This window comes from Staphylococcus felis (genome assembly GCF_003012915.1).
In the GTDB taxonomy this organism is placed as follows: domain Bacteria; phylum Bacillota; class Bacilli; order Staphylococcales; family Staphylococcaceae; genus Staphylococcus; species Staphylococcus felis.
Window position 1 is genome coordinate 884,195 of sequence record NZ_CP027770.1, and the last position, 26,250, is coordinate 910,444.

A 26,250-nucleotide genomic window follows, 5' to 3' on the forward strand; every position below is an offset into this window, starting at 1 on the left:
TTTAACAAAATATAAAAAAAGTGCTCTATAATGATGGGTAAGAACACTTCAATGAGGGTGTCACTTTTATATCGGAGGGATTATATGTCTAAAAAAACAACTAAATCAAGGATGGATTTCTTACCTAACAGAGCGAATCAATACGCCATTCGTAGATTTACTGTAGGAACGGCGTCAATTTTAATTGGTGCAACATTAGTGTTAGGCGTTCATCATGATGCTCAAGCAGCTGAAGAAGATTCAACAAGTTTGAATTCTGAAAATTCAGATGCAACTCAAAGTGAAACATCATCCGTAGAGTCACCTGAAACACAAACTACTGAACAATCAGTAGAAAAAACACAAGAAGTACCAACAGAAGAAACGTCACAAGAAGAAACATCGACAATAAATGAATCAGCAGAGGAAGTACCAACAGAAGAAGCGTCAACAGAACAATCATCAAACGCATCAACAGAAGAAAAATCAACTGAACAACCGACAAAAACGCCAACAGAAGAACCCTCACCTACACCTTCAGAAGAGCCACAAGTCGATGAAAAAGATTCAGTCGATTCAACGCAAAACACAACAGAAGAAACTGCAAAATCAAACGAAGCATCAACTGAAAACACTTCAGTAGAACCACCTCAAACAAACGATGTACCAACCGATCATCCAAGTACATCAGAACCACCTCAAAATGAAATCAATTTAGATGAGTTAGACCAACAGCAGAAAGAAGATTTAGAAGCTTATAAGCGTTCATATCAAGAAACAGATAACAAAGCAGATGTATTTAATACTATTTTAAAAGACAATGGCTTTAGTGATGAACAAACAAAAGACATCATTAATCAGATGGACCTTGGCAATTTAAATCAATTGTCATCAGAAGAAGCTTTGAACCAACTTATTTATGAGGCACTTCAGTATGCACAAAAGAATCAGCAACCTCAAAACTTTGCAGTACTTCCAACTGCGACTAGAGACGCTCGCGAAGAGTCAGTGAATACAGCAGTGCCACTTGCTGCAGAGGCGCAAGGGAATAACGTCAATGACAAAGTAAACTTTGAGAATTTAGCAATCATTGATGACAATGGCGATACGACGATTCGTCCTAACAACGGTGAAGGTTTTGTAGTGAGAAGTTCATTCGATGTAGATAATTCAGTCAATTCAGGAGATTATTTTACAGTTAAATTACCTAATACTGTTGTAACAAATGACCATAAGCATGATGACACACGTATAGATGATATTAAAAATGCAAACGGCGATGTTATCGCAAATGCGTCATATGACCCTCAGACAAAGACCATTACGTATAAATTTACAGATTATGTAGATACGCATAGTAATGTCAAAGGAAGCATTAACTATTATAACTTTATCGATAGAAATGTAGTTCGTAATGATACTCAAGATGTTCCGCTGAACTATGAGTTTGCGGGTGAAGCGCTGAATGAAAAGCGAGATGTACAATACGAACCATATGAAAGTTTAAATGGATACACAATAGGAACGAGCTTCACATATTTTGATCAACAAACAGGTGAATATGTTCAAACGATTTATGTTAACCCCGAATCTAACGCAATCAATCCAACAACATTAGACATATACGGTGTAGGTGACAGTTCAGCAGTCATTAATGACCAAGTGAGCTACAAAGTGTTTGAAGTACCACAAGGTGAGACGTTAAATAAAAGTTATTTCTTCGATGAAAATCAATATAAAGATGTGACTAATAGTGATACACCAGTATTCACAAACAACAATATGCGCTTAAATTTTAACGCAATTAACAACCCTTATATTGTGCAAGTTCGTTCAAAAGCAGATTTAAATAGCCAGAAACCACTCATTCAAGGGGCGACACTTAGCGATGGTGACACTCGCGTATCGATGTCAAACCAAGTCTTGTATGGAAGTGGTAGTACAGATGCTATGGGTGAAACATATAAATTAGGAAATTACGTTTGGGAAGATACCAACAAAAATGGTATTCAAGATGAAGCGCAAACAGGTGTAAAAGATGTCACTGTTCAAATTACCTTACCAACAGGTGAAATCTTAACTACAACAACAGATGAAAATGGCTATTATGAGTTTTCAGGACTTGTAGATGGTGATTATAAAGTTGAATTCAGTAACTTGCCAGAAGGTTATGAAGTAACGACAACAAATGCTACAAGTAATCCTGAGCAAGACTCAAATGGATTAGACTCTGTCGTAACAATTAATGGTCAAGATAATATGTCTGCTGACCTAGGTATATACAAAAAAGAAATACCAAAGTATGAGTTAGGTGATTTTGTTTGGGAAGATACGAATAAAGACGGACTTCAAGATGCAGATGAGCCAGGTATAGCAGGAGTTAAAGTCACATTGACAAAACCAGATGGAACGACAGAAGAGACAACAACAGATGAGCAGGGTAACTACCGCTTTACAGGATTAGAAAACGGTGATTATACTGTAAAATTCGAAACACCAGAAGGATACGAACAAACTGTAGCGAATTCTGGAGATAATGACGCTGAAGACTCAGATGGCACAGAAGTGGACGTGACAATTAATGGCGCAAATGATCTAACAATCGATAGTGGATTCCATAAAGCAGAAGTTGAGCCACCAGTAGAGCCAACGTACAAAATTGGAGATAAAGTCTGGGAAGATACGAATAAAGACGGACTTCAAGATGCAGATGAGCCAGGTATAGCAGGAGTTAAAGTCACATTGACAAAACCAGACGGAACGACAGAAGAAACAACAACAGATGAAAATGGAATATATGTATTCGAAGGACTGAAGAATGGAGATTATACAGTTAAATTCGAAGCACCAGAAGGATACGAAGCAACAATAGAAAACGCAGGCAACGATGAGCTAGACTCAGACGGAGCAAGCGTGAAAGTCACAGTGAATAATGCAGACGATTTAACAATCGATAGTGGATTCCATAAACCAGAGGAAACACCACCAGGCGAGACGCCACCAGAGGAAACACCACCAGGCGAGACACCACCGGGCGAGACGCCACCAGGAGAAACACCACCAGGCGAGACACCACCGGGCGAGACGCCACCAGGAGAAACACCACCAGGCGAGACACCACCGGGCGAGACACCACCGGGCGAGACGCCACCAGGAGAAACACCGCCAGGCGAGACACCACCGGGAGAAACGACGCCAGGGGAAACACCACCAGGCGAGACACCGCCAGGCGAGACACCACCAAGCAAGACACCATCTATGGAAACACCGTCACATCCTGGACAACACAATGAGGGTAGTCAAAAGTCTATGAAATCTGCACATGCTGAAGCTAACCGAAAAGGGTTACCAGAAACAGGAAATGTACAGACTCAAAATGGTACAATCTTTGGTGCTTTATTAGCTGGATTAGGACTTTTATTAGTAGGGCGTCGCAAAAAGCATAAGTCTAAATAAATGAACCTACAGTTGTAATGTGGATGACAAAGCGTTATGCAATTTCAGGGTGTATTACTGAAAGGAAGTAAGGTTCAAGGTAAAATGAAAGAGACCAAAATAGGCTTTAATGGATTCACCTTTATATTGATATAATAGAGCATTTCAAAAGTAAGACTTGAGGTTAAGCACACCACCTTCACTTTGGAACAGTATGAATAGCTGTTTTAAAATAAAAGTGACGAAGTGCTACACCTCAAGTCTATTTTTAATGGCAAAATAGGTGAAAAAGCATAATGCTAAATCCACATATGATTTCATAAGTTCTGCGTATTGTTAAAAAATAAAACGATTATAAGAAAGCTTGGTCTTGCTGAGCAGTTTGGTCTATCCATGCCACAATGTCTTGTAAAATGATGGCGCTATAGCTTGGTTCATTAAGAATTTCGTGAGCTAAATGATCATAAATGCGCAATGATTTATGTTCAGATGCAATTTCTGAAAAGAATTGAATAGAGTCGAGCGGATTGACGATACTATCCTTTTGACCGTGAAGTATCAGAACAGGATCAACAAAGGCTTCGGGATGATTTTTAAGTTCGATCACACCGTCAATAATGGCATAAGTGAGCCCTGCAGAAAAGGTCTCTGGCACATAAGCATCTTTTCTATAAAGCTCTCGAATGTAGGGGTTTGTAGATAGACCTTCATCCAATGAATTAGGAAAATATGTGTCAGCTGGAGTCTGACGGTTTCCATATGCCTCAGGAGAAAATCGATTATTGTCACGCGTAACTGCGCCAGACGTAATGATACCATTGACAGAACCCGGATGACGTGTACCATACATTGCTACTGCATACCCGCCCATACTATGTCCGAGCAAAAAGATTGGACCTGTAAAGTGCGTTTTGACATAATCTACGACAGATTCTAAATCTTCAATGATTTGATTTTTATGATCATAATAGAGCGGTTTGCCTTCAGAGCGACCATGACCTCGTTGATCGTATCGAATGACGTTAAATCCATTTTGACTTAAGTGTTCAGCAACATGATCATATCGATCAAGATGTTCTGCTAATCCATGTACAATAATGACATTGATATCATCTGCATCCTCAAAATAGACATCCCAATCAACAGGAGAATTGACCTTAGCATAAAGTTTCGTGCCATCTTTTGATTTAATGGTTTGTAGATAATTCATTTTTAACGCCTCCTTATTATTTATTAAGTTCATTATACGTCAATGATATAGTAAGATAAACAAATGTTATTTTGATTCGTTTAATTATTACTTTTAAAACATCAAAAATATAAGAACTACTGATTTATATTATAAAATGATACGTTATAATTGTATTATTCATAAAAGGATAAGGAGGATATATTGAATATGCAACTCATCTTTGATCCAAATGTTAACATCATTTATCGAATGGTAAGTGGTTCTTTTTTTCTAATTAATATTATACTTGCTTTTATCATTATATTTTTAGAACGAGATCGCCGCGAAGCCACATCCACTTGGGCATGGTTGTTGTTATTATTTATTATGCCGATTGCCGGCTTTTTTCTATACCTCTTTTTTGGAAGGGCTGTTCAGCTCAAAAAACAAAAGGTATCTGGTCAAGAAATTGAAGATGCGAAAGATCGTGTCAAATGTCAAAAAGAGGATTTTCGTCAACAGACCTTTCAATCACATAATCCAGTTGTAACGAAACAAGCTGATCTTGTGCAATCATTACTTATCAGAGAGGCTAATTTTTTAAGTGAAAATAATCATGTTCAATTGTTTACAGATGGACATGAGCTCTTTGATAAATTGAAGCATGATTTGAAGCAAGCTCAAAAATATATTCATATGGAATTTTACATTTTAAATATGGATGGACTCGGTTCAGAAATATTGAATATTTTGACTGACAAAGCGAAAGAGGGGCTTGAAGTTAAATTGCTCTATGATGCAGTAGGGTCTAAACAATTGCGAAAATCTAAGTTAAAAGCACTGACAGATGCTGGTGCAAAAGTGGAAGCTTTTTTCCATGCAAAAATTATCCCTTTTATTAATTTTCGCGTTAATAATCGTAATCACCGTAAAAATGTGATTATTGATGGTGATATTGGTTATGTAGGGGGATTTAATGTCGGGGATGAATATTTAGGATTAGATGAAAAAATGGGATATTGGCGCGATACACATTTACGTATTCAAGGTGATGGTGTTGATGCTTTACAACTTAGTTTTATTCATGATTGGAACTCACAAGTGTCAGAAAATCTAGCATTACAATATGATGAACGTTATTTTCCAAAAAATGCTCGAAAAGATGGTAATGTGGCACTGCAAATCGGTTTAAGTGGGCCTAATGTCAGCTGGCCACAACTAGAATTTGCCTATTTGAAGATGATTATGAATGCCAAACAGACGATTCATATCCACTCTCCATATTTTGTACCTGACATTGGATTTGTCAATGCGTTGCGTATTGCTGCGAAATCAGGTGTAGAAGTTAATATGATTGTACCTAACAAACCTGATCAACCTTTTGTACATTGGGCTACACTGACTACGGTCGCGATGCTTATGTACGATGGTGTTAATGTGTATACTTACGAAAATGGATTTATCCATTCGAAAATGATGGTCATTGATGGAGAGGTAGCGTCAGTGGGTTCAGCCAATATGGATGCACGTAGTTTTCGATTAAACTTTGAAATTAATGCGATTATGTACAATCGGGATATCGCCATGACTTTGATCGATCAATTTAATGAAGATTTAAAAGTATCGAAGCGTTTAACACCAGAGCGTTATGAAAATCGTTCGAATTGGGTGAAATTCAAGCAATCTGTTGCCAAGCTCGTATCACCTATTTTGTAAATAGCTGAGTATAATGAGGCACTCAACTCAATAAAAACATAGGTAATGCCATCATGATAAAAGATAAATATGTAATTGTTTTATTCCATATTTAATGCTAGTATGTAAATTGTAACAATTTAAAATATCCTGCTAGGGGTGCTTTTGTAAGCTGAAAGAAGCATAATGTTTCAACCCTTTGTACCTGATCTAGATAATACTAGCGTAGGGAAGCAATGACGACAAACATGATTAAGCGACTGCTTTAGAAACTAAGATGAGTATGTTTAAGGTGCTATTGATAAGTGTCTTATTCAATGTAATGCTGTATATCTTAGTTTTAAGCGTGGTATAGATTAATTTGTTTTTCCATGAGGTTGAGACAAAAGTGTTGAGGATTTGAATCGGAACATGATCTACAAAATAACGGTTGGTTTTGTAGCGTCATGATTGTATGATTCAAAGTCCTGGCTATTAGGATACCGTTAATAGGTATGCTATAGTTTGAATACTTTACGTCTCAACTTTTTTTATGGGGTTATCTCAGCTACATGAGTCTCTTAGCACAATTTAGGGGGCTACTTATGAAACAAGAACAAATTGAATTGAAAAAGAATTTTCCAGCGAGTCGACGTATTTATAAACAAGGTGAGGATGCAGATATTCAAGTGCCATTTCGTGAAATTGAACTCTCTGAAACGGTGACAGATAATGAAGTACGTCAAAATGAACCTTTTGTAGTATATGACACAGCAGGACTCTATCACGATGAGTCATATGAAGTTGATGTGACTAAAGGGCTTCCAAAGTTACGTGAAGATTGGATTGAGTCACGTGGGGACGTTGAACACTATGAAGGACGTCGTGTACAATCAATCGATAATGGTTTCAAAAGTGAAGGCCATCGTAATTTTGTTGAACATCCATTTCGATACCAACCAAGACGTGCTCAAAATGGTAAGAATGTCACACAAATGCACTATGCCAAACAGGGAATAATCACAAAAGAAATGAAATATATCGCAACGCGTGAAAATGTATCCGCTGAATTCGTACGTGATGAAGTAGCAAGAGGACGCGCGATTATCCCCAATAATGTGAACCATCCTGAATCAGAACCTATGATTATTGGTAAAAACTTCCAAGTTAAAATCAATGCAAATATCGGTAATTCAGCAGTATCTTCTTCAATTGAGGCTGAGATAGAAAAACTCGTATGGGCAACACATTGGGGTGCGGATACGATTATGGATCTTTCGACAGGAAAAAACATTCATGCGACACGAGAATATTTAATTCGTAATTCACCCGTTCCAGTGGGGACAGTCCCTATCTATCAAGCACTTGAAAAGGTCAACGGTATTGCGGAAGACTTAACCTGGGAAATATTTCGTGATACATTAATTGAACAAGCTGAACAAGGAGTGGATTATTTTACAATCCATGCCGGTGTGTTATTGCGCTATGTTCCTATGACTGTAGATCGTTTAACAGGCATTGTTTCACGTGGCGGATCGATTATGGCACAGTGGTGTTTAGCGCATCATCAAGAAAGCTTTTTATATACGCATTTTGATGAAATTTGTGAAATTTTGAAGCAATATGATATTGCGATTTCGCTAGGTGATGGTTTACGTCCAGGTTCTATTTACGATGCAAATGATGAAAGTCAATTCGCTGAGCTCAAAACATTAGGAGAATTGACTGATATTGCATGGGAGCATGATGTCCAAGTGATGATTGAAGGACCCGGACACATTCCAATGCATAAAATTAAAGAGAATCAAGATTTAGCAGATTACTACTGTAAAGAAGCACCTTTTTATACGTTAGGCCCTTTAACAACAGATATTGCACCAGCTTATGATCATATTACCTCAGCTATTGGCGCTGCTCAAATCGCAAGTCATGGTACGTCAATGTTATGCTATGTAACACCGAAAGAACACTTGGGTCTACCTAATAAAGATGACGTTCGTGAAGGAGTAGTCACATATAAAATTGCAGCACACGCAGCAGATTTGGCCAAAGGATTGCCTGGCGCATCAGATCGTGATGACGCAATTAGTAAAGCGCGTTTTGAATTCCGATGGGTGGATCAATTCAATTTATCATTAGACCCTGAACGTGCAAAATCATATCATGATGAAACACTACCAGCAGAATCTGCGAAAGTCGCACATTTCTGTAGTATGTGTGGACCTAAATTCTGTTCAATGCGTATTTCTCATGATATTCGTGGTGTTCACAAAGATAAGCTTGAAGGTATGAAAGAAAAGGCTGATGAGTTTAAAGCACAAGGTAGTAAAATTTACCATTAATGCATAAAGAATAAAGGTTGGAACAAAGTTTTGCTTAAAGAACAATGGTTAGGTTGGGCAAGTACTTTTGTTCCAACCTTTTTGAATGATATTCACAATTGCATAGGTTATTAATCTAATATAATGTATAATCGTATATAAATATAAAAATTTGAGGTGTTTGGATTGAGGCGTATACATCAAGCAGACGCATTAAGAGGATTGTCACTAGTTGGTATTCTTTTGGCCAATTTACTTATTTTTCAATATGGTTTAACTGGACAGGATTATTTAGAGTATATGAATATAGGTCCTTTATCAAATGCATTGGCTATCGCCATGAAAGTGTTGATTGTACATAGTTTTATTCCGATATTTGGCATTTTATTTGGATTTTCAATGGATAAATTGTTTCAATCGATGAAGCGTAAAAATATTAAAGCTAAACGATTTAAACTCCTTTTAAGAGCTATTGCACTTATGGTATTAGGTGCGATTCATGCACAGTTTATCTGGCATGGAGATATTCTTCTAACATATGGTATGACAATGTTGATATTGATTGTATTCATTAATTTTAAGACTGGCTTCTTTAAATGGTGTATTTGGATTATCGGTGCTATTTCTATCTTTATTATAATAGCGAGCCTATTTTATTCAGAGCCAATGGAAGAGATTGGAACTGAGAAAATAAAAAGTTATTTATCTCAAACATCAAATATATATCAAAATGGTTCTTATTATGATATTCATTTTACGATTGATTCGATAGAAGATCCGACACTAGAAAAATGGGGTGTTTCTAATGAAGAAAAAGGACTACTCTTTTTAGCTGTGCCACTTTCAATTCTTCCATTATTTATAATAGGTGTATACCTATCACGTACTGATTGGTTTTTAAGTGTTACTGAAGGATTTTGGAGGAATCGTTTATGGTTGTATTTAATTCCTGTGAGCATTGTGATTAAGTTTTTACATCTTTTGTTGCCGACTGGATTTTTTGAAAGTGCCTCTACATTTTTTGATGTAGTACTTGCAGTTGGATATATGGTTGTGTTCAAGTGGCTATATGAACGTTTTCAGGGGCATAGTGTCATGCAAGGACTGGAATCAATGGGGAAGATGTCATTAACGATGTATATTGCACAAAGTATTTTTGGAACGCTTGTCTTTTATAGTTATGGTTTAGGCCTTTTTAATACCAATATATTATGGTTATCAGTACCAGTCTTTGTCGCATTTTATTGCTTGCAAGTGTATATCGCAAAGCAATATATGAAACATTGGCGTTATGGTCCGCTTGAGTACATACTTCGTGTTGTGACTTATTTAAAAATCAAACCACAAAAGGTAAAGATGACACAAGATAAGGTATAATTGAAATTGTAAATAAAGGCATCATGGCGGTTAGACTTCCGGTAATGTTGCGGGGAGTCTAACCTTCTTTATTTCTAAGTGTGAAAGGTGATTGAAATGAGAAAAGAAACATTAGACGGAATCATAGGCATCATGATTGGTTTAGCTATTATTGTATTGTTAAATTGGTTTGTGATTACGCCTTATACTGTAAAGGGTGAGTCTATGTCACCTACATTTGAATCAGGTGATAAAGTACTTGTCAGTAAGATTTCAAAGCATTTTTCACGCATAGATGAGGGAGATGTGATTGTTTTTCATGAGGATGATAATCGTGATTTTATTAAGCGTGTTATCGGTAAACCTGGGGATACAGTTGAATATAAGGATGATCAGCTTTATGTTAACCATAAACCTATTGATGAACCTTATCTAACCTTTAACAAGCGGTATCGAAAGTCTGAGTTTTTAACTGAAAACTTTGATGTGAGCGATATTGTAGGAGCCCAAAACAAGTATAAAATTCCAGAATCACGCTATTTAGTATTAGGTGATAATCGGTTAAACAGTATAGATAGCCGTAATCCTCAGGTTGGTTTGGTTGAAGAGCGTAATATTGTAGGAGAAGTGTTGATACGCTTTTGGCCATTACATCGCATGACATTTCATTTCAATCCTGGCACATTTGATGAAATTTAGATAAAAAATAAGCCCTTCTTAAAGTAAACATTGTCAAAATGTAAACTTTTGAAGGGCTTTTTATATTAACGAAGTGATCCAATCGCTTGATGATGTTGTGACAATAAAACGAATTGTATTGAAGTTGTAGATATGTGATAGTTCTCACAATTAGAATATATGTGTACTTGTATCATCATAGCCGATTAATCAACCTAATTTTTACTCTTCTAATAATGCTTCGTCAATTTCATCATAAATCTTTTGTAATTCGTATTTAGCTCTAGACATTTGGTAGAAATCGTTGCTTCTTAATGCTGATTTTGCCATATATCCTGCACGTTTAACACTTCTTTTGTAATAAGGCTCAAGACTTGCAGTTGCTAATTCATTAACATTTAAATCGTTAAGTAATGCTTGTAGTTCTTGCTTAACTGTAGCGTCATAATATTCATCAGCCGTTCTAGTTGTTTGAGCATCTGCTTCGCCTAATGTCAAACCACCTACGAATGAAGTTGAAAGTACTGTTGCTAATGTGCTTGTTATAATAAAATTCTTGATGTTCATTTAATAATCTCCTTTGGTTTATTTCACAAATTAATCATACGACAAAAACAACTACAATAAAATAAACTATTTATTAACAGTTTATTAAATAAATAAAATTTAATTACAAAAGGTATAAAAAATTTTAATTAATTAGAATTTTTTGAGAGAAGTGAGTCATTCGTTCTTCATTCACATCGTTCTGAAATATCGAATTCTTAAAAATGTGTGAATTGAGAGGGTATTTTTTGGATTTTTCAGATAAATCAGGTATGATAATTTATAGTGATGAAGGAGGTGACAAAATGCGAAGAGATGATTTAAGACAATTTAAAAATAGAAATGTAATTGCATCAGGTATAGTAGCTTGCGTTTGTTTCAAAAATAGGCTAGATATTGAGGACAATTGGAAGCGGAATGTAAAGATATTACTCAAAAATGTAGTTATTTCAGGTGTTGAAGTAGATCATGTTTGGTTATTCGAACGCAATAAATACTACGACATGTCTCAAGAATTGATAGGTCAAGAAGTTAAGTTTAAGGCCAAAGTCACGCCTTATATGAAACAAAAAGAAGGAGTATTTATAGAAGATTATGGTATTGAAAGATCGAGTAAGCTGTTGCTAAAAGAAGTATATGAGAGAGAAAATGAATTAGCACATGCCCAAAAGTATTAAACTTAATATGATGGAGTCTTGAATATGATGAAAAACCATAACAAGTAGGGACGCATTGATTTTAAATCAGAAATCTTGATGAATTTCTTATTAAAATCGATGTGTCCTTTTGTGTTTCATGTGGAACATCAAGAGACATACGCGAAATTTTACAGCATTTTAATATAGTATTAATCCCAAATTGAAAAACCTCTAATAAAATGAAGACAAAATATATTGTTAAGGGAGTATTATACATATGATTTTTAAAAGTCAGTTTGTGAAAGTTTCAATTGTTGGTACACTAGTTGCCTCATCATTGCTTAACTTAGCTCAACCTACATTTGCTTCAGGATCTGAACAAAATACAGCATCTAATGATGAAATTGCAGCTTATGGTAATACAGAAAACCCAAAAAACATCATATTTATGGTGGGAGATGGTATGGGACCCTCTTTTAATACAGCATTTCGCTACTTTAAAGATAATCCAGATACACAAGAAATGGAGAAAACAGCATTCGATGATTATTTAGTAGGCACACAAAGAACTAATCCGCATGATTCCAAAGATAATGTAACGGATTCAGCAGCTGGTGCAACTGCATTTAGTTCAGGACATAAAACATACAATGGTGCAATTGGTGTGGATGAAAATAAGAAAACAGTCGAGACAGTATTAGAGCGGGCCAAAAAAATGGGTAAATCAACAGGCTTAGTCACGACATCTGAAGTGACGGATGCCACACCCGCAGCTTATGCGAGTCATATTGATAGCCGAGATAAAAAGGATGAAATTGCAAAACAGTTTTTTGAAAACCGTATTGATGACCAGCATACAGTAGATGTCATTTTAGGAGGTGGAGCAAAATACTTCGGATCAGCAAATGACAATATCGATAAAAAATTTAAACAAGAGGGTTATGATGTTGTATCAAATAAAGATGAACTGGAGCAGGCTGACGGTGATAAAGTTCTAGGCTTGTTCGCAGATAAAAATATGCCGCTTCAAATCGATGCACCAGACGATGATCCACGCTTAGCTGATATGCAAAGTGCAGCATTAGACCGTCTATCTCAAAATGACAAAGGATTCTTTTTAATGGTAGAAGGTGCTTCAATCGATAAAGCAGCGCATGCAAATGATGTGACAGGTGTCATGTCTGAAATGGGAGGATTTGAAAAGGCATTTGATGATGCTATCGCGTACGCAAAAGAACATGAAGATACGCTTGTGGTTGCAACAGCGGATCATTCAACAGGTGGCCTAACCATCGCAAAAGGTAAAGACTATATGTGGGATGCTTCAGCGATTCATAACATGAAACATTCAGGTCAGTGGATGACTGAGCAAATTGCAGAGGGTAAAGATATCGAAGAAACAATTCAGGCAGGTTACAACAAGTCTTTACCTACTCAAACAGTTAAAGCAATACGAAAAGAAGCTAAAAAATTATCAAAAATCAAAGAAGATGACGAGCGCTATGACGCACAATATCAAAAATTGCAAGATGCCATTCAAAAAACGATAAATGATGAATCAAATACAGGATGGACAACTTATGGGCATACAGGAGAAGATGTGAATACGTATGCATTTGGTCCTCAGTCAGAAAAATTCTATGGCAACATTGACAACACAGACAATGCGAAAAATATATTTGATATTTATAACCAAGAGTGACAATCATAAAAGGTTGCATCTAAAAAAGACGCTTTCTTAAGAAGGCGTCTTTTGTTCATCTTTGAGCGTTTCTTTTTGGGATTTGTCTTTAGAATCTTTGAAGACATATTCAATAATTGTGAATACTAAAATGCTGGAAAACATTAATATTGCTAAACAATACGGCATAGCATTAAATACAAAAATAACAGTCAATATAGAGGCAATTCCAAACCAAGCTAATTTTAAATATAGTTCCATCATTATAATCCTTTATCTTGATTAAATTAAAGATTTACTACAAATTTAAAATGTACCATACAGTCAGTATAGCGAAAATACATATTAATTCAAAGAAATCATATTCATTTTTTATAAATAAAAGGATTACTTGAAAAGAAAGTGTTATTAAAATATATAAATCTACATACATCAACCGCCATTGTTCAGTTTTCGTTGATGTCTACTTACCAATGGCAACGTTCTAAGTGATAACGTCATCTTCCAAAAATCTTTACAGATTTTAATGAATCTGCCGTTATCATACGAACGTTAACCGCCATTGTCCAGTTTTGGTTGATGTCTACTTACCAATGGCAATGCACTAAGGTATAACGCACTTCGCGCAAAAATTCTTAGGGAATTTATTGCTTGAAGCTTATTATACTACGTGCATTTAAGCGCCATTGTTCAGTTTTCGTTGATGTCTACTTTCCAATGGCAACGTTCTAAGTGATAACGTCATCTTCCAAAAATCTTTACAGATTTTAATGAATCTGCCGTTATCATACGAACGTTAACCGCCATTGTCCAGTTTTCGTTGTTATTCTGCTTCTGTGATGTCTTTTGTGATGTTTTGGTAGTCGAATGTTTTGTTAAGGAATGATGGGTCTGTTGGGAGGTGTTGCTCGAACGTATTACAGTTTTGTATTTCAATTTTGCCGTGTTCGATTTCAAAGTCAAGTATATGTCCCATGAATGTTGTATCGTCTGATAAGAAGTGGGCATGAAATCCGGCTGAACCTACACCGTGAAAAATCTCGGGAGTGAAAATAGCTACGATTGTACCTTCTACATTTTCACGTCTATATTGAGGTTGTTTTCGCGCGGATTCAATGAGTCGTTGATAGGGTGGTTCTTGTTTGGGCATAACACGGATATGCATATGTTTAAACATTCCTGTTATTTTAACGACTGCAAATACATTTTCACTTAACATTTTTGAGCAAATCTTTTTGTACAATGGTTCATGCGATTCAACTTTTGTATGAAATAGAGTGTCAGGAACAAATTGTGCGACAGTAGCGTATGGTGTTTTTTCGTCACCCCTAAGTTCTACGACTGTATCATTATCAGCACTGGCATGATACGCTTTGCCTTCGACTAGAATAACTTCGCCATTAGAGCCTGTCAGTGTTGCAATTCCGTGATCTCCTTTTTGTAAAAGCTCATTGATAGAAGCAGTCCCTTCTAGTGCGCCTGCCATTAAAGTGCCTAAAGTTCCATGTTGATATAAAGTATGTTTTGACACAATCTGTCACTCCTTAAAAATAATATATTCCTGTTTCTTTCATTATTTTATTATTAACAATAATATGTCACAAGCCTAAAGTTATTGTGAGATTGTTTATAATACATGGAAGTTATTGAAGGATGTCATAATGTATTAAGTTACGCATTTTATAATTCAGCATTCGGACAAATATATGAGAAACCGACGATTTACTGTGATAAAAGCTTAATATATTTAAGCAGTGGATTAATTGAAAATATGAAGATTTCGCAGTTTAAAGAATACGTTGAGGTTATCTTGGATTTGGTGGATTACAATAATACGCCACGTCAAGTGAGAGCAATGTTGCTGATATTTATGACTTATCGTCAGAATGAATCATTTTCTGAGACATCACAATATTTAGATGAGTTTTTGAACCAAGGTGAATTAAAATGGTACACTAAACCTAACCACACAATGATAAGTAAACAAGAGCATTTAGGAACGGTAAATGTAGTAAAGGAATCTGTTGCAGAAGAAAAATGTCAAATGGATGTATTTCGTATTAGACACGCCGTTAAGAGAGGATATTTAATTGATTCACAACAAAAGGGGACGATGCATGAATGAGTGGTCGAGTTGAAAAATTATTAATAGGGTCAGTGAAACATTTAGGCGAAAAACAGGCTGAGAACAAGTTTGATCAACCGTGGTCGACAGGTGCTTATAAGACAGAAACGCATGAAGCGGTATTACTTAAATACAAAGGTCTTGAAGGAGATGCTGTGGCAGATACACGATTTCATGGTGGCACTGAAAAAGCACTTTTTGCATATCACATTGGCCACTATGATGCATTGAGTCAGCAGTTAGGCCGAGACATTCCAATTGGTAGTAATGGTGAGAATATTGTTGTGAGCCACATGGATGAGATGAATGTGTGTATTGAGGATGTGTATCAAATTGGTGAAGCAATAGTTCAAGTGTCACAACCTAGGCGTCCATGTTGGAAACCAAGCCGCCGTCTTCGTATGCTTGAGTTTGGGAATATATTACAAAGGACAGGTCGTACCGGATGGTATTTTCGAGTTTTACAGGAGGGGCGTATTCAAAAAGGTGACGTGCTACAACTATTAGAGCGCTCGTATCATGAATGGACCATTCAACGGATGAATGATTGCTTAGAACATGAAACGTCCATAGAGACACTTCAGACACTTTATAATGCGCCTTTTTTACCTGAGAGTTGGAAGAAAACTTTGATGAAAAAAATCAATAACGAACAGATTGATGATCATAACAGACTGTATGGTCCGAATGTATAAATGATTAACGCCGATAAGTAAAATGTTACTTGTTGGTGTTTTTATTTTGGCTGAATTCAAAATAAATATTTATTCACTTTATATGTATAAATATTCCTTATTAATAATGTTAAATAAATTTTTAACGTTATTAATGTACTTTATAAAGGCGTTTTAGTAATGTTTATTTATTGGAAAAGTTATATATATTCAAAGTTAGAGTGTAAAGTTTTTGTATGAGATTTGCATTAAAATTTAATTTTAGATACTCTAATGCGTGTATCAAGATGACATACTCCAGAAATTTTGTTTAAGGGGTTCAAAATAATATTTCATATAAGGGGTGCTTAATTGTGCAGAAAAAATCTAACCAGATGGACTGGTTTGTGTTTTTTGGTGCGGCATTGGTGTTATTAATTGCTGTCGTTCCAATGATGGTATTTCCTGATCAAAGTCGTTCTGTCGTCATGGCGATGAATGATTTTGTAACGTCTAAACTTGGGGCAGTGTACCTAGTGTTAGGATTAGCGATTTTTGCATTTGTGATGTATATTGCCTTTGGTAAATATGGATCCGTAACATTAGGGCGTGCCAGTGATAAGCCTGAATTTAGTGATTTTGCATGGGCGTCTATGCTATTTTGCGCGGGTATCGGTTCAGATATTTTATATTGGGGCGTGATTGAGTGGGCGTATTATTTTCAAGGTCCACCACATGGCGCGAAACCTTTAAGTGATACAGCATTAGAATATGCGACGATGTATGGTATGTTTCACTGGGGACCGATAGCATGGTCTATTTATGTATTGCCTGCATTACCTATTGCTTATTTAGTTTTCGTTAAAAAACAACCTGTATTTCGTATTAGTGAAGCATGTCGACCTATTCTGAAAGGGCAAACGGATAAGTTTTTAGGTAAACTTGTAGATATTTTATTTATCTTTGGTTTAATCGGTGGGACTGCAACCTCTCTTGCATTAGGGGTGCCTATGATTTCTGCCGGACTTGAAAAGTTATTCGGTATTGATGGGCAAAATATGCTAGTTAAAAGTTTGGTGTTAATAGGTATTACCATTGTCTTTTCATATAGTTCATATCAAGGATTGAAAAAGGGGATTCAAGTACTGAGTGACTTGAATGTTTGGTTATCATTTGTTTTGCTTGGTTTTATCTTTATAGTAGGGCCAACGGTTTTTATTATGGAAACGACAGTAACAGGATTTGGAAATATGTTGAAAAACTTCTTCCAAATGGCGACATGGTTAGAACCTTTTGGCGGTTTAGGTGGACGTGAAGAAACAGGATTTCCACAGCAATGGACAATTTTCTATTGGGCTTGGTGGCTTGTGTATTCACCGTTTATCGGTTTGTTTATCGCACGTATTTCAAGAGGACGTACGCTAAAAGAGGTGATTCTTGGAACGATTGCATACGGAACATTAGGTTGCGTGCTTTTCTTTGGGATATTTGGGAACTTCGCAGCTTACTTGCAATTGTCAGGTCAATTTAATGTCATTGATTATTTAAATCATCATGGTACAGAGGCAACGATTATTGAGGTTATCAATCATTTACCATTCTCCTCTGTTTTGATTGGATTATTTATTTTATCAGCATTTTTATTCTTAGTGACGACTTTCGACTCTGCTTCATATATTGTGGCTGCAGCAACGCAATTATCGGTTGATGAAGAGCCGCTAAGATGGAATCGACTATTTTGGGCATTTGCGTTATGTTTACTTCCGTTTTCACTTATGTTAGTCGGCGGTGAAGAAGCATTAAGTATTCTTCAAACAGCGTCTATTGTCGCGGGTGTACCATTAATTGTTATATTTATTATGATTATGATTTCATTTATGTATATATTAGCTGGTGACCGAATTGCGCTACAAACTCGTGCAGAACGTTTCAAACGTATCGAACGACGCTCACTTCGCATTTTACGAGTAGGTGAAGATGAGGAAGACGATAATTTATAATATTAAAAAAGTGAGATGAGCAATGGTTGTTCATCTCACTTTTTATGAAATTAATGATTTTGGTCGAGCTCAGGAATCGGAAAATATTTAAATATTTCACCAGTTTTCACAGCTTCACTAATCGAATCAAGCCATTGATAATAGATGCGAGAGTGTTCCATATGCTTTTTAATTTCAATGGCTTCTTCTTTTGTTTCGTCGTCTACATCATCAGCATTGATAATACAATCGATAATGGCTTCTGATTCTCTCAAAGCTGCCATATTAATTTTACTTTCGCGTTTCCATTTTTGAGGGAAAAAATTACTGAAAAACTCAAAAAAGTCTTTTTCAGCTTCGAAATGCTGTTTACGACTCCCTCTTGTAAAACGTTGCTTCACGATGTCAAATTCTTGTAATTTTTTGACTCCAGAACTCATACTAGGTTTACTCATTTGTAGTTCTTGACGCATCTCATCTAAGGTCATACTCTCTTCAAATAACATTGTACCGTATAAGTTTCCGACACTTCGGTTAATACCATAAAGATCCATTGTTTCAGCAATAGAATTAATGACAATATCTTTAGCTTCATCGAGTTGCGATGCATAAGAAGAATGACGTACCATCTTTTAACACCTCCCGTACATATCACGTTTAAAAATTTAAGTTAAGACATACAAGGTTGTGACATAGTGAGTGGTTTCAGAAGTTTTATAATTAGCGATTGGATAACCGTACATATTCAAAAACCACTCGCGTAAATACGACATCTAAAGTCGCAGCGTTAAGAGAAGACGATATAGCGAAGTGATTTTCTATCGCCGTGATGTTCAAAGCACAATCTCAACAACCTTGTTTACTAAATGTCATTACTTATCGATTTTAACCCTTTGTTAATAAAAAATAAAATGTTTTTAATTTATTTAACGTAGAATTTGAACATTTGTATGTCTGAATGATGTGAGTTGACATCGTAAAAAAGCATATGGTAAAGTTAAGTTTGTCAAATTCGTTAAATAAAAATTTAACAAACTTAACGGAGGTATCTTGATGGAACTTGTAAAAAATTTATCTCGTCGTCAGTTTATTGATGGTGAGTGGGTGGACAGTAGCAATAAAGCCACACGCAAAATTATAAACCCTTACAATCAAGAAGTAATTATAGAAGTAGCAGAAGGAACGACTGAAGATGTTGAGCGCGCTATTTTAGCTGCAAGACGTTCTTTTGATGACGGCGAATATGCTAATGAAACAGGCGAAGTCAAAGGTCAAAAAGTACGCGCAATTGCAGATAAAATTAAAGAACATCGCGAAGAACTTGCAAAACTTGAAACATTAGACACAGGTAAGACACTTGAAGAATCATACGCAGATATGGATGATATCCATAATGTATTCATGTATTTTGCAGGATTAGCTGATAAAGATGGTGGTGAGATTGTTAATTCACCAATTCCAAACACAGAAAGTAAAATTGTCAAAGAGCCAATCGGAGTTGTGACACAAATCACGCCATGGAATTATCCTTTACTCCAAGCATCTTGGAAAATTGCACCAGCTCTTGCAACAGGATGTTCAATCGTGATGAAACCGAGTGAGATTACACCACTTACAACGATTCGAGTTTTTGAATTAATGGAAGAAGTCGGTTTTCCAAAAGGCGTTATCAATCTTGTATTAGGTGCTGGATCTGATATTGGAGACATTATGTCAACGCATAAAGACATTGACCTTGTATCGTTCACAGGTGGTATTCAAACAGGTAAACGTATCATGAAGCAAGCAGCTGATCATGTCACAAACATCGCATTAGAGCTAGGAGGTAAAAATCCAAATGTTATCTTTGACGATGCAGATTTCGATTTAGCAGTAGACCAAGCATTGAATGGTGGATTATTCCATGCAGGTCAAGTATGTTCAGCAGGATCACGTATTATTGTTCATAATGCCATTAAAGCAGACTTTGAAAAAGCACTACTAGCACGCATCAAAAATATTAAGATGGGTAATGGTTTTGATGATAATACGGAGCTAGGACCATTAATTTCTGCAGAGCACCGCGATAAAGTAGAAAGCTATATGGATATCGCCAAAGAAGAAGGCGCTACAATTGCAATAGGTGGTAAACGTCCAGATCGTGAAGATTTAAAAGACGGTTTCTTCTTTGAACCAACAGTCATTACTAATTGTGATACGTCTATGCGTATTGTCCAAGAAGAAGTGTTCGGCCCAGTTGTAACAATTGAAGGCTTTGATACAGAAGAGGAAGCAATTAGACTTGCAAATGATTCCATTTATGGACTAGCAGGTGGCGTTTTTACTCAAGACATTGGTAAAGCCAACCGTGTTGCCAATAAATTGCGTATGGGAACAGTTTGGATTAATGATTTCCATCCATATTTTGCCCAAGCACCATGGGGTGGCTACAAGCAATCAGGTATCGGTCGTGAGTTAGGTCACCATGGTTTAGAAGAATATTTAGAAACAAAACACATCTTAATGAATACTAACCCAGAGCCAGTGAATTGGTTTGGCAAACAATAACAATCATATCATTCAAATAAGGAGGACCTTTTTATGAGTAAGGCATACGATAAGATGTATGATTATATCATTATCGGTGGAGGAAGTGCTGGATCAGTATTAGGTGCACGATTAAGTGAAGACAAAGATAAAAAAGTATTAGTACTTGAGGCGGGACGTAGTGATTACCCATGGGATTTATTAATCCAAATGCCAGCAGCGTTAATGTATCCGTCTGGTAATCGCTTTTACGACTGGAAGTATGAAACGTCTGAAGAACCGCATATGGGTGGCCGTAAAGTTTTTCATACACGCGGTAAAGTATTAGGTGGTTCAAGTTCAATCAACGGTATGATTTATCAACGAGGTAATCCATTAGATTATGAAAAATGGGGTAGCCCAGAAGGTATGGACACATGGGATTATGCGCATTGTTTACCATACTTTAAACGTCTAGAGACAACATTTGGTGCTGATAAAGATGATCCGATTCGCGGTTTAAATGGTCCAATTAAGTTACGTCGTGGACCAGCAGACAACCCGTTATTTGAATCATTCTTTAATGCAGCCGTTGATGCAGGATATAAAAAAACAAAAGATGTTAATGGATATCGTCAAGAAGGATTCGGTCCTTTCGATAGCCAAATTCATAACGGGCGTCGTGTATCAGCATCGCGTGCGTATTTAAGACCTGCTATGAAACGCAAAAACTTAACAGTTAAAACACGTGCCTTTGTTGAGAAATTACATTTCGATGGCAACCGTGTCACTGGTGTGACATTTAAACGTAACGGTCGCCTGCATAAAGTGTTGGCGAAAGAAGTTATTCTTTCAGGTGGTGCGATTAATACACCTCAATTACTTCAACTTTCTGGTATTGGTGATTCAGAGCATTTACGTTCTGTGGGAGTAGAGCCGCGCTTACACTTACCTGGTGTTGGTGAAAACTTCGAAGATCACTTAGAGGTGTACGTACAACATGCATGTAAAGAGCCTGTATCAATGCAACCAAGTTTAAATAAACTAAAAATGCCATTCATTGGTTTAGAATGGTTAACACGTCGGACTGGTGCTGCAGCGAGTAACCACTTTGAAGGTGGCGGTTTCGTGCGCTCTAACGATAAAGTGGAATACCCGAACTTAATGTTCCACTTCTTACCATTAGCAGTGCGTTATGATGGACAAAAAGCGCCAACAGCACATGGTTACCAAGTTCATGTTGGACCGATGTATTCAAATTCACGTGGACACTTAAAAATCACATCAACGAATCCATATCAAAAACCGAAATTTGTATTTAATTATTTATCAACACCAGAAGATCGACAAGAATGGGTTGAAGCTATTCGTGTCGCACGAAACATCTTGAAACAACCATCAATGGATCAATATAATGGTGGCGAGATTTCTCCAGGCCCATCTGTACAAACGGATGAAGAGATTTTAGATTGGGTACGTCGTGACGCAGAAACAGCCCTACATCCATCATGTAGTGCAAAAATGGGACCTGCTTCAGATCCGATGGCTGTCGTGGACCCATTAACAATGAAAGTACACGGTATGGAAAATTTACGTGTTGTTGATGCTTCAGTGATGCCAACAACAACAAATGGTAATATCCATGCTCCAGTATTAATGCTTGCTGAAAAAGCAGCAGACATTATCAAAGGGGTTAAGCCATTAGAGCCTGAATATGTCGATTACTACGTACATGGCAAAAATGACCCTGAAGACGGCGCAATCGAGTCACACTATTAAATGATACAAATTTAATACGCATACAAAACGATGACAAAGAGAGACTTAAATCATAAGTGCCTTTTGTCATCGTTTTATTAGGATTTAGAATTATTTTGTGCTAGGTGATTTAATGAAATTTCTGGAGAACTGAAAATTTGGAACTAAAGAGGTAATATAATATCCGACGTTGAACTAGAAGCAAAATATAAAGGTATATTCATCTCGCAAACATACTACAGAAGATGTTGGTTAGTTTACAAATCAAGAGTAAAAAATTTTAAAATAATGAAGAAAAGGGTGGTAGTCAAATTATAGAGGATAAAGAAGATGGGTATAACATGGTACTAAAAATTATTAATAAGAATGTAACTTCTGGCATTCTTATAAAATGACATATAATATTAATGTTTATTAAATTAAGAAAAACACTTCAAAGATTTCGATACTTTCCCAAAATTTTTCACACTAAAATTATTATAAACAAATCATACTCACTATGAAGAAATATGAAAAGTTGTATATAACAAAAATGATTGTTTTACCCATTAATATTGGAAGGAAGAATTTATCAAAAAGAATTACATACGGAATTTTCACAGTTTTCGCATGGAATCATTTTTTTGATTTCTTCAATATTTATAACCTTTATAAAGTGAGAAGATGTATCTAAAATATTCTTGTCTTTTAACTGTTTTATAATTCTCGCTACATTTTCTCTAGTAGTTCCACAATATTGGGCTAGTTCTTCTTGAGTAATTTTAATTTTAATAATTACCATATCTTTTTCAACTACACCAAATGTATTAGATAATCTAATTAGAACAGATAGAAAGCTACTTAATTTATTTCTTGTTAACATATCTCTGATAAACATATCTTTTTTTATATTTTCTAAAACGAGGAGTTTCATATATAGATTATAGAGGCCATTATTATTTTTAATAATTCTAATAGGAACTTTATAAAATGTAGCATCTGTTTTTCCATAAAAATATTTAAATTTATCACAGATTAATAGATTATTTGGACTTACTATTTTATATATTAAGGTTGTTCCATCAGCATTATCTTGATTAATATATAAAATACCTTTATCGACAAAATACAAGTATTCTTCAAAGGATTCATTAAGAGTATGTCCTTTACTTAACTCGCTTTTCTTTCCATTCTTTTTGATAAAGTCTTTCATAATTGTGAATCTATCCATGAAATAACCCCTCCTTATAAAAAGTATAGCACTGATTTGTGATTTTGTAACATATGTTACATCTTTTGCAATTTTTATCTGTTAAAATAAGGTTGTAGTCAAATAAAAGTAGAGGGGGAGAGCCTAATGGAGAAAGGCGTTATGGTAAGTAACAAAGGTTGTTCTGCATGTTCAATCGGCGCTGCTTGTCTTATTGACGGTCCATTCCCTGACTTTGAAGTCATGGGTATCACTGGTACTTTTGGTTTGTCTTCTTAATAAGATTAAAGAGCCGAGCATATATATGTTCGGCTTGACTTCAATATGGAAGGAATTTTAGAAATGGACAAATATCTATATTTTAATGATAATTCTAGATTGCATCAGTTACCAAATGGTGGAGTTATTGAAGTGAAAAACGGTAGATTAGATGATGAAGTATTTGATTTCGAATATTTGGATTTAAATTCTTCTGCATTTGAAGCGTGTACATATTTCGATGGTTCTAAGACCGCTCCCGATATTTTAAAAGAAATGTGTAGTAAATATAACTGTGATATCAACGAACATTTAGAATGGTATTCAAATTTAATTAATCGTTTATATAAAAAAGGGCTTATTGATTTTGTAGATTATCCAATTAAAAAAAAGCTAAATGTTAGTGGATCAACTGATTATATTACACCGCTGCATGCAGTATTTGAGATTACACATAAATGCAATTTAAAATGTGAGCATTGTTATTTGGAAAGTTCGCCTTTTATACAAGATACATTGTCATTAGAAGAATTTAAAAAAATTGCTACTACAATGTATGAAAATGGTATCCTTACATGCGAGATTACCGGAGGAGAGGTTTTTGTACATCCAAATGCAAAGGAAATATTAGAATTTGCTCTTAATAAATTTAAGAAAGTTGGCATATTAACTAATGGCACATTGTTGAAACAAGATATTTTAGATTTACTAATTAAATATAAGAAAAAAATAGTAGTAGGAATTTCTCTAGATAGTATTTGTGCTGAAAAACATGATAGTTTTCGTGGTAAAAAAAGTGCATTTCATCAGACTTGTAGAACAATTAACAAGCTTTCTGAGAATGGACTTTTTGTAAGAGTTGGAATGTCCATTTATGAAGATAATATGTGGGAAATAGATGATATGGCAAAATTAGTAAGGGATTTAGGAGCATCAGCTTTCTCTTATAATTGGATAGATGACTTTGGTAGAGGAAAAACAATGGATCAGTTAAAATTAAATAAATTGGATGACTTGTCTTTTGCGGAATTTGAAGTAGAAGTTGTAAAGAATAATAGTGACATTATTCCTTTAGTTCCGATAACAAAAAATCAAGCTAACAATTGTGGAGCAGGTTGGCGTTCAATAGTTATGGATCCAAATGGAAATATTAGACCATGTGCACTGTTTCCAAAAGAATTTGTAATAGGAAACTTAAAAGAGCAGACTTATGAAGAAGTTTTTTCGTCGGAAATAGTTAATCGTTTATATTTATTACAATCACCACAAAAAAGTAGTTTTTGTAGTGATAAATGTGGATTTAAAGATTACTGTGCTGGTTGCTATCTAAAAGGTCTTAACACTAACAAAAACCATCGAAATAGTCATTGTGGATGGATTAAGGGCGAAAAATTAGAAAGCTTAGTTGAAAAAATATAATTGGAGGGAACAATGTGAATAGAAATATTATAACAGTGATAATAGGTTTAATTTTTTTGATTTCTGGTGTAGTGTTCGCAATTAAGCAAGAATGGATTTTCGCAGTAATTTTCATATTAATAGGGATTCTATATCTATTAAAAATGATGAAAAGAGATAAATCTAATGACAATAGTTCGTTTAAATAATCTGAATATTTGGTATAACCCACAAAAACTAATAATTGAAAATGCAACTTTAAATCTAGAAAAGGGCAAGATATATGGGTTACTTGGTAAAAATGGATCCGGTAAAACAACATTGATAAATACCATATGTGGAGTTATACCAACCTTTTCGGGTGATATAAAAATCAATGACTTAGATATAGTAAAGGAAAATTATCAAGCTAGATTAGAAAGATTCTATGTACCAGATACCCCCCCTATTATTTCTCAAATGACAACTCAACAATATATAAGTTTTATACTAGATATGTATCAGCAGAAATTTAACGAAAGACAGTTAGTGGAAATTTCTAAAAAATATAATTTTGAGAATTTTTTAGGTACTAAAATGGATAATCTTTCATTTGGAAATAAAAAAAAGACTGCTTTAATTTGTTCACTTTTATTAGATGTGCCTCTCAAAATATTTGATGAACCATTAAATGGCTTGGATATCGAAGCAATAGATACTTTTCTTCAAGATCTCTTTGATATGGTGAAAGAAGGCAAATGCGTTATCATATCATCACATTTATTAGATATTGTCAAAAAATTAACATTGAATATTATATATATTAACGATAAACATTGCCATTATTTCACCCTCAATGAGGAAAGCGATATAAGGAAGGTTTTATCAAATTATGATCAAGAATAGTATATATTTAAACCTGTTCTA

At 35.3% G+C, this 26,250-nt stretch carries 21 protein-coding genes and 1 riboswitch; of the genes, 15 read left to right on the forward strand and 6 right to left on the reverse strand.

Features of this window, described 5'->3' with window-relative positions:
• Positions 1–84 precede the first annotated feature (84 nt).
• Positions 85–3,435 (forward strand): SdrD B-like domain-containing protein, encoded by a 3,351-nt coding sequence (locus tag C7J90_RS04170; protein WP_158701902.1) that lies wholly within the window; start codon positions 85–87, stop codon positions 3,433–3,435.
• A 331-nt stretch (positions 3,436–3,766) separates the two neighbouring features.
• On the opposite strand, the gene C7J90_RS04175 is transcribed toward C7J90_RS04170, so the two are convergent.
• Positions 3,767–4,624, reverse strand: a complete 858-nt coding sequence (locus C7J90_RS04175) for an alpha/beta hydrolase (RefSeq protein WP_103207882.1) — start codon at positions 4,622–4,624, stop codon at positions 3,767–3,769.
• 189 nt (positions 4,625–4,813) lie between these two features.
• On the opposite strand from C7J90_RS04175, the gene cls reads away from it, so the two are divergent.
• From cls to lepB, 4 genes are all read left to right on the forward strand, one after another.
• The gene (cls, locus tag C7J90_RS04180) at positions 4,814–6,301 is read left to right on the forward strand and encodes a cardiolipin synthase (RefSeq protein WP_103207880.1); all 1,488 of its coding nucleotides are present in this window, start codon (positions 4,814–4,816) and stop codon (positions 6,299–6,301) included.
• Positions 6,302–6,425: 124 nt separating this feature from the next.
• Positions 6,426–6,529, forward strand: a riboswitch (TPP riboswitch).
• Between the two features lie 335 nt (positions 6,530–6,864).
• The gene (thiC, locus tag C7J90_RS04185) at positions 6,865–8,601 is read left to right on the forward strand and encodes a phosphomethylpyrimidine synthase ThiC (RefSeq protein WP_103207878.1); all 1,737 of its coding nucleotides are present in this window, start codon (positions 6,865–6,867) and stop codon (positions 8,599–8,601) included.
• A 165-nt stretch (positions 8,602–8,766) separates the two neighbouring features.
• On the forward strand, positions 8,767–9,957 hold the full coding sequence (locus C7J90_RS04190; RefSeq protein WP_103207877.1) for a DUF418 domain-containing protein: 1,191 nt from the start codon (positions 8,767–8,769) through the stop codon (positions 9,955–9,957).
• Positions 9,958–10,053: 96 nt separating this feature from the next.
• Positions 10,054–10,635, forward strand: a complete 582-nt coding sequence (gene lepB, locus C7J90_RS04195) for a signal peptidase I (protein WP_103207875.1) — start codon at positions 10,054–10,056, stop codon at positions 10,633–10,635.
• 201 nt (positions 10,636–10,836) lie between these two features.
• On the opposite strand, the gene C7J90_RS04200 is transcribed toward lepB, so the two are convergent.
• The gene (locus C7J90_RS04200; RefSeq protein ID WP_103207873.1) at positions 10,837–11,181 is read right to left on the reverse strand and encodes a complement inhibitor SCIN family protein; all 345 of its coding nucleotides are present in this window, start codon (positions 11,179–11,181) and stop codon (positions 10,837–10,839) included.
• Positions 11,182–11,465: 284 nt separating this feature from the next.
• Here C7J90_RS04200 and C7J90_RS04205 point away from each other — a divergent pair, with 284 nt between their 5' ends.
• Positions 11,466–11,837 carry a hypothetical protein gene (locus C7J90_RS04205; RefSeq protein WP_103207871.1) on the forward strand — a complete coding sequence of 124 codons (372 nt, stop codon included), beginning with the start codon at positions 11,466–11,468 and terminating at the stop codon, positions 11,835–11,837.
• Between the two features lie 238 nt (positions 11,838–12,075).
• Positions 12,076–13,500: an alkaline phosphatase gene (locus C7J90_RS04210; RefSeq protein ID WP_103207869.1), complete on the forward strand. Its 1,425-nt coding sequence runs from the start codon at positions 12,076–12,078 to the stop codon at positions 13,498–13,500.
• 36 nt (positions 13,501–13,536) lie between these two features.
• On the opposite strand, the gene C7J90_RS04215 is transcribed toward C7J90_RS04210, so the two are convergent.
• Entirely contained in the window at positions 13,537–13,740 is a 204-nt protein-coding gene (locus tag C7J90_RS04215; protein WP_103207867.1) for a hypothetical protein, read from the reverse strand.
• 562 nt (positions 13,741–14,302) lie between these two features.
• Positions 14,303–15,010: an acetolactate decarboxylase gene (gene budA, locus C7J90_RS04220; RefSeq protein ID WP_269780130.1), complete on the reverse strand. Its 708-nt coding sequence runs from the start codon at positions 15,008–15,010 to the stop codon at positions 14,303–14,305.
• A gap of 105 nt (positions 15,011–15,115) precedes the next feature.
• Between budA and C7J90_RS04225 the strand changes: the two genes are divergently transcribed.
• From C7J90_RS04225 to C7J90_RS04235, 3 genes are all read left to right on the forward strand, one after another.
• Positions 15,116–15,604 (forward strand): DUF3427 domain-containing protein, encoded by a 489-nt coding sequence (locus tag C7J90_RS04225; RefSeq protein ID WP_103207866.1) that lies wholly within the window; start codon positions 15,116–15,118, stop codon positions 15,602–15,604.
• Positions 15,601–16,299 carry an MOSC domain-containing protein gene (locus C7J90_RS04230; RefSeq protein ID WP_103207863.1) on the forward strand — a complete coding sequence of 233 codons (699 nt, stop codon included), beginning with the start codon at positions 15,601–15,603 and terminating at the stop codon, positions 16,297–16,299. The genes C7J90_RS04225 and C7J90_RS04230 overlap by 4 nt, the downstream gene beginning before the upstream one ends.
• Before the next feature lie 353 nt (positions 16,300–16,652).
• The gene (locus tag C7J90_RS04235) at positions 16,653–18,257 is read left to right on the forward strand and encodes a BCCT family transporter (RefSeq protein WP_103207884.1); all 1,605 of its coding nucleotides are present in this window, start codon (positions 16,653–16,655) and stop codon (positions 18,255–18,257) included.
• 50 nt (positions 18,258–18,307) lie between these two features.
• Here C7J90_RS04235 and cudC read toward each other — a convergent pair whose 3' ends face one another.
• Positions 18,308–18,865: a choline uptake/conversion transcriptional regulator CudC gene (cudC, locus tag C7J90_RS04240; protein ID WP_103207861.1), complete on the reverse strand. Its 558-nt coding sequence runs from the start codon at positions 18,863–18,865 to the stop codon at positions 18,308–18,310.
• A 424-nt stretch (positions 18,866–19,289) separates the two neighbouring features.
• Between cudC and betB the strand changes: the two genes are divergently transcribed.
• Both betB and betA read left to right on the forward strand, forming a co-directional pair.
• Positions 19,290–20,783: a betaine-aldehyde dehydrogenase gene (gene betB, locus C7J90_RS04245; RefSeq protein ID WP_103207859.1), complete on the forward strand. Its 1,494-nt coding sequence runs from the start codon at positions 19,290–19,292 to the stop codon at positions 20,781–20,783.
• A gap of 33 nt (positions 20,784–20,816) precedes the next feature.
• Positions 20,817–22,520: a choline dehydrogenase gene (gene betA / locus C7J90_RS04250; protein WP_103207858.1), complete on the forward strand. Its 1,704-nt coding sequence runs from the start codon at positions 20,817–20,819 to the stop codon at positions 22,518–22,520.
• A gap of 550 nt (positions 22,521–23,070) precedes the next feature.
• Here betA and C7J90_RS04255 read toward each other — a convergent pair.
• The gene (locus C7J90_RS04255) at positions 23,071–23,709 is read right to left on the reverse strand and encodes a Crp/Fnr family transcriptional regulator (protein WP_106465093.1); all 639 of its coding nucleotides are present in this window, start codon (positions 23,707–23,709) and stop codon (positions 23,071–23,073) included.
• A 126-nt stretch (positions 23,710–23,835) separates the two neighbouring features.
• On the opposite strand from C7J90_RS04255, the gene C7J90_RS04260 reads away from it, so the two are divergent.
• The 3 genes from C7J90_RS04260 (at position 23,836) to C7J90_RS04270 (ending at position 26,229) form a co-directional block, all read left to right on the forward strand.
• Positions 23,836–23,967, forward strand: coding sequence for a subtilosin A family bacteriocin (locus C7J90_RS04260; RefSeq protein ID WP_103210465.1), 132 nt, complete (start codon positions 23,836–23,838; stop codon positions 23,965–23,967).
• Between the two features lie 45 nt (positions 23,968–24,012).
• Positions 24,013–25,365: a radical SAM/SPASM domain-containing protein gene (locus tag C7J90_RS04265; RefSeq protein WP_232618888.1), complete on the forward strand. Its 1,353-nt coding sequence runs from the start codon at positions 24,013–24,015 to the stop codon at positions 25,363–25,365.
• Between the two features lie 165 nt (positions 25,366–25,530).
• Positions 25,531–26,229 (forward strand): ATP-binding cassette domain-containing protein, encoded by a 699-nt coding sequence (locus C7J90_RS04270; protein ID WP_103210461.1) that lies wholly within the window; start codon positions 25,531–25,533, stop codon positions 26,227–26,229.
• Positions 26,230–26,250 lie beyond the last annotated feature (21 nt).

What these genes read in the sequence shown, in the direction of transcription:
- cudC (WP_103207861.1), bottom strand. Translation starts at nt 18,865, where the DNA reads ATGGTACGTCATTCTTCTTATGCATCGCAACTCGATGAAGCTAAAGAT.
- C7J90_RS04260 (WP_103210465.1), top strand. Translation starts at nt 23,836, where the DNA reads ATGGAGAAAGGCGTTATGGTAAGTAACAAAGGTTGTTCTGCATGTTCA.
- C7J90_RS04200 (WP_103207873.1), bottom strand. Translation starts at nt 11,181, where the DNA reads ATGAACATCAAGAATTTTATTATAACAAGCACATTAGCAACAGTACTT.
- betA (WP_103207858.1), top strand. Translation starts at nt 20,817, where the DNA reads ATGAGTAAGGCATACGATAAGATGTATGATTATATCATTATCGGTGGA.
- cls (WP_103207880.1), top strand. Translation starts at nt 4,814, where the DNA reads ATGCAACTCATCTTTGATCCAAATGTTAACATCATTTATCGAATGGTA.
- C7J90_RS04210 (WP_103207869.1), top strand. Translation starts at nt 12,076, where the DNA reads ATGATTTTTAAAAGTCAGTTTGTGAAAGTTTCAATTGTTGGTACACTA.
- C7J90_RS04175 (WP_103207882.1), bottom strand. Translation starts at nt 4,624, where the DNA reads ATGAATTATCTACAAACCATTAAATCAAAAGATGGCACGAAACTTTAT.
- C7J90_RS04265 (WP_232618888.1), top strand. Translation starts at nt 24,013, where the DNA reads ATGGAAGGAATTTTAGAAATGGACAAATATCTATATTTTAATGATAAT.
- C7J90_RS04215 (WP_103207867.1), bottom strand. Translation starts at nt 13,740, where the DNA reads ATGGAACTATATTTAAAATTAGCTTGGTTTGGAATTGCCTCTATATTG.
- C7J90_RS04235 (WP_103207884.1), top strand. Translation starts at nt 16,653, where the DNA reads ATGGACTGGTTTGTGTTTTTTGGTGCGGCATTGGTGTTATTAATTGCT.
- thiC (WP_103207878.1), top strand. Translation starts at nt 6,865, where the DNA reads ATGAAACAAGAACAAATTGAATTGAAAAAGAATTTTCCAGCGAGTCGA.
- C7J90_RS04205 (WP_103207871.1), top strand. Translation starts at nt 11,466, where the DNA reads ATGCGAAGAGATGATTTAAGACAATTTAAAAATAGAAATGTAATTGCA.
- C7J90_RS04230 (WP_103207863.1), top strand. Translation starts at nt 15,601, where the DNA reads ATGAGTGGTCGAGTTGAAAAATTATTAATAGGGTCAGTGAAACATTTA.
- C7J90_RS04170 (WP_158701902.1), top strand. Translation starts at nt 85, where the DNA reads ATGTCTAAAAAAACAACTAAATCAAGGATGGATTTCTTACCTAACAGA.
- C7J90_RS04225 (WP_103207866.1), top strand. Translation starts at nt 15,116, where the DNA reads ATGGAAGTTATTGAAGGATGTCATAATGTATTAAGTTACGCATTTTAT.
- betB (WP_103207859.1), top strand. Translation starts at nt 19,290, where the DNA reads ATGGAACTTGTAAAAAATTTATCTCGTCGTCAGTTTATTGATGGTGAG.
- lepB (WP_103207875.1), top strand. Translation starts at nt 10,054, where the DNA reads ATGAGAAAAGAAACATTAGACGGAATCATAGGCATCATGATTGGTTTA.
- C7J90_RS04255 (WP_106465093.1), bottom strand. Translation starts at nt 23,709, where the DNA reads ATGGATAGATTCACAATTATGAAAGACTTTATCAAAAAGAATGGAAAG.
- C7J90_RS04270 (WP_103210461.1), top strand. Translation starts at nt 25,531, where the DNA reads ATGACAATAGTTCGTTTAAATAATCTGAATATTTGGTATAACCCACAA.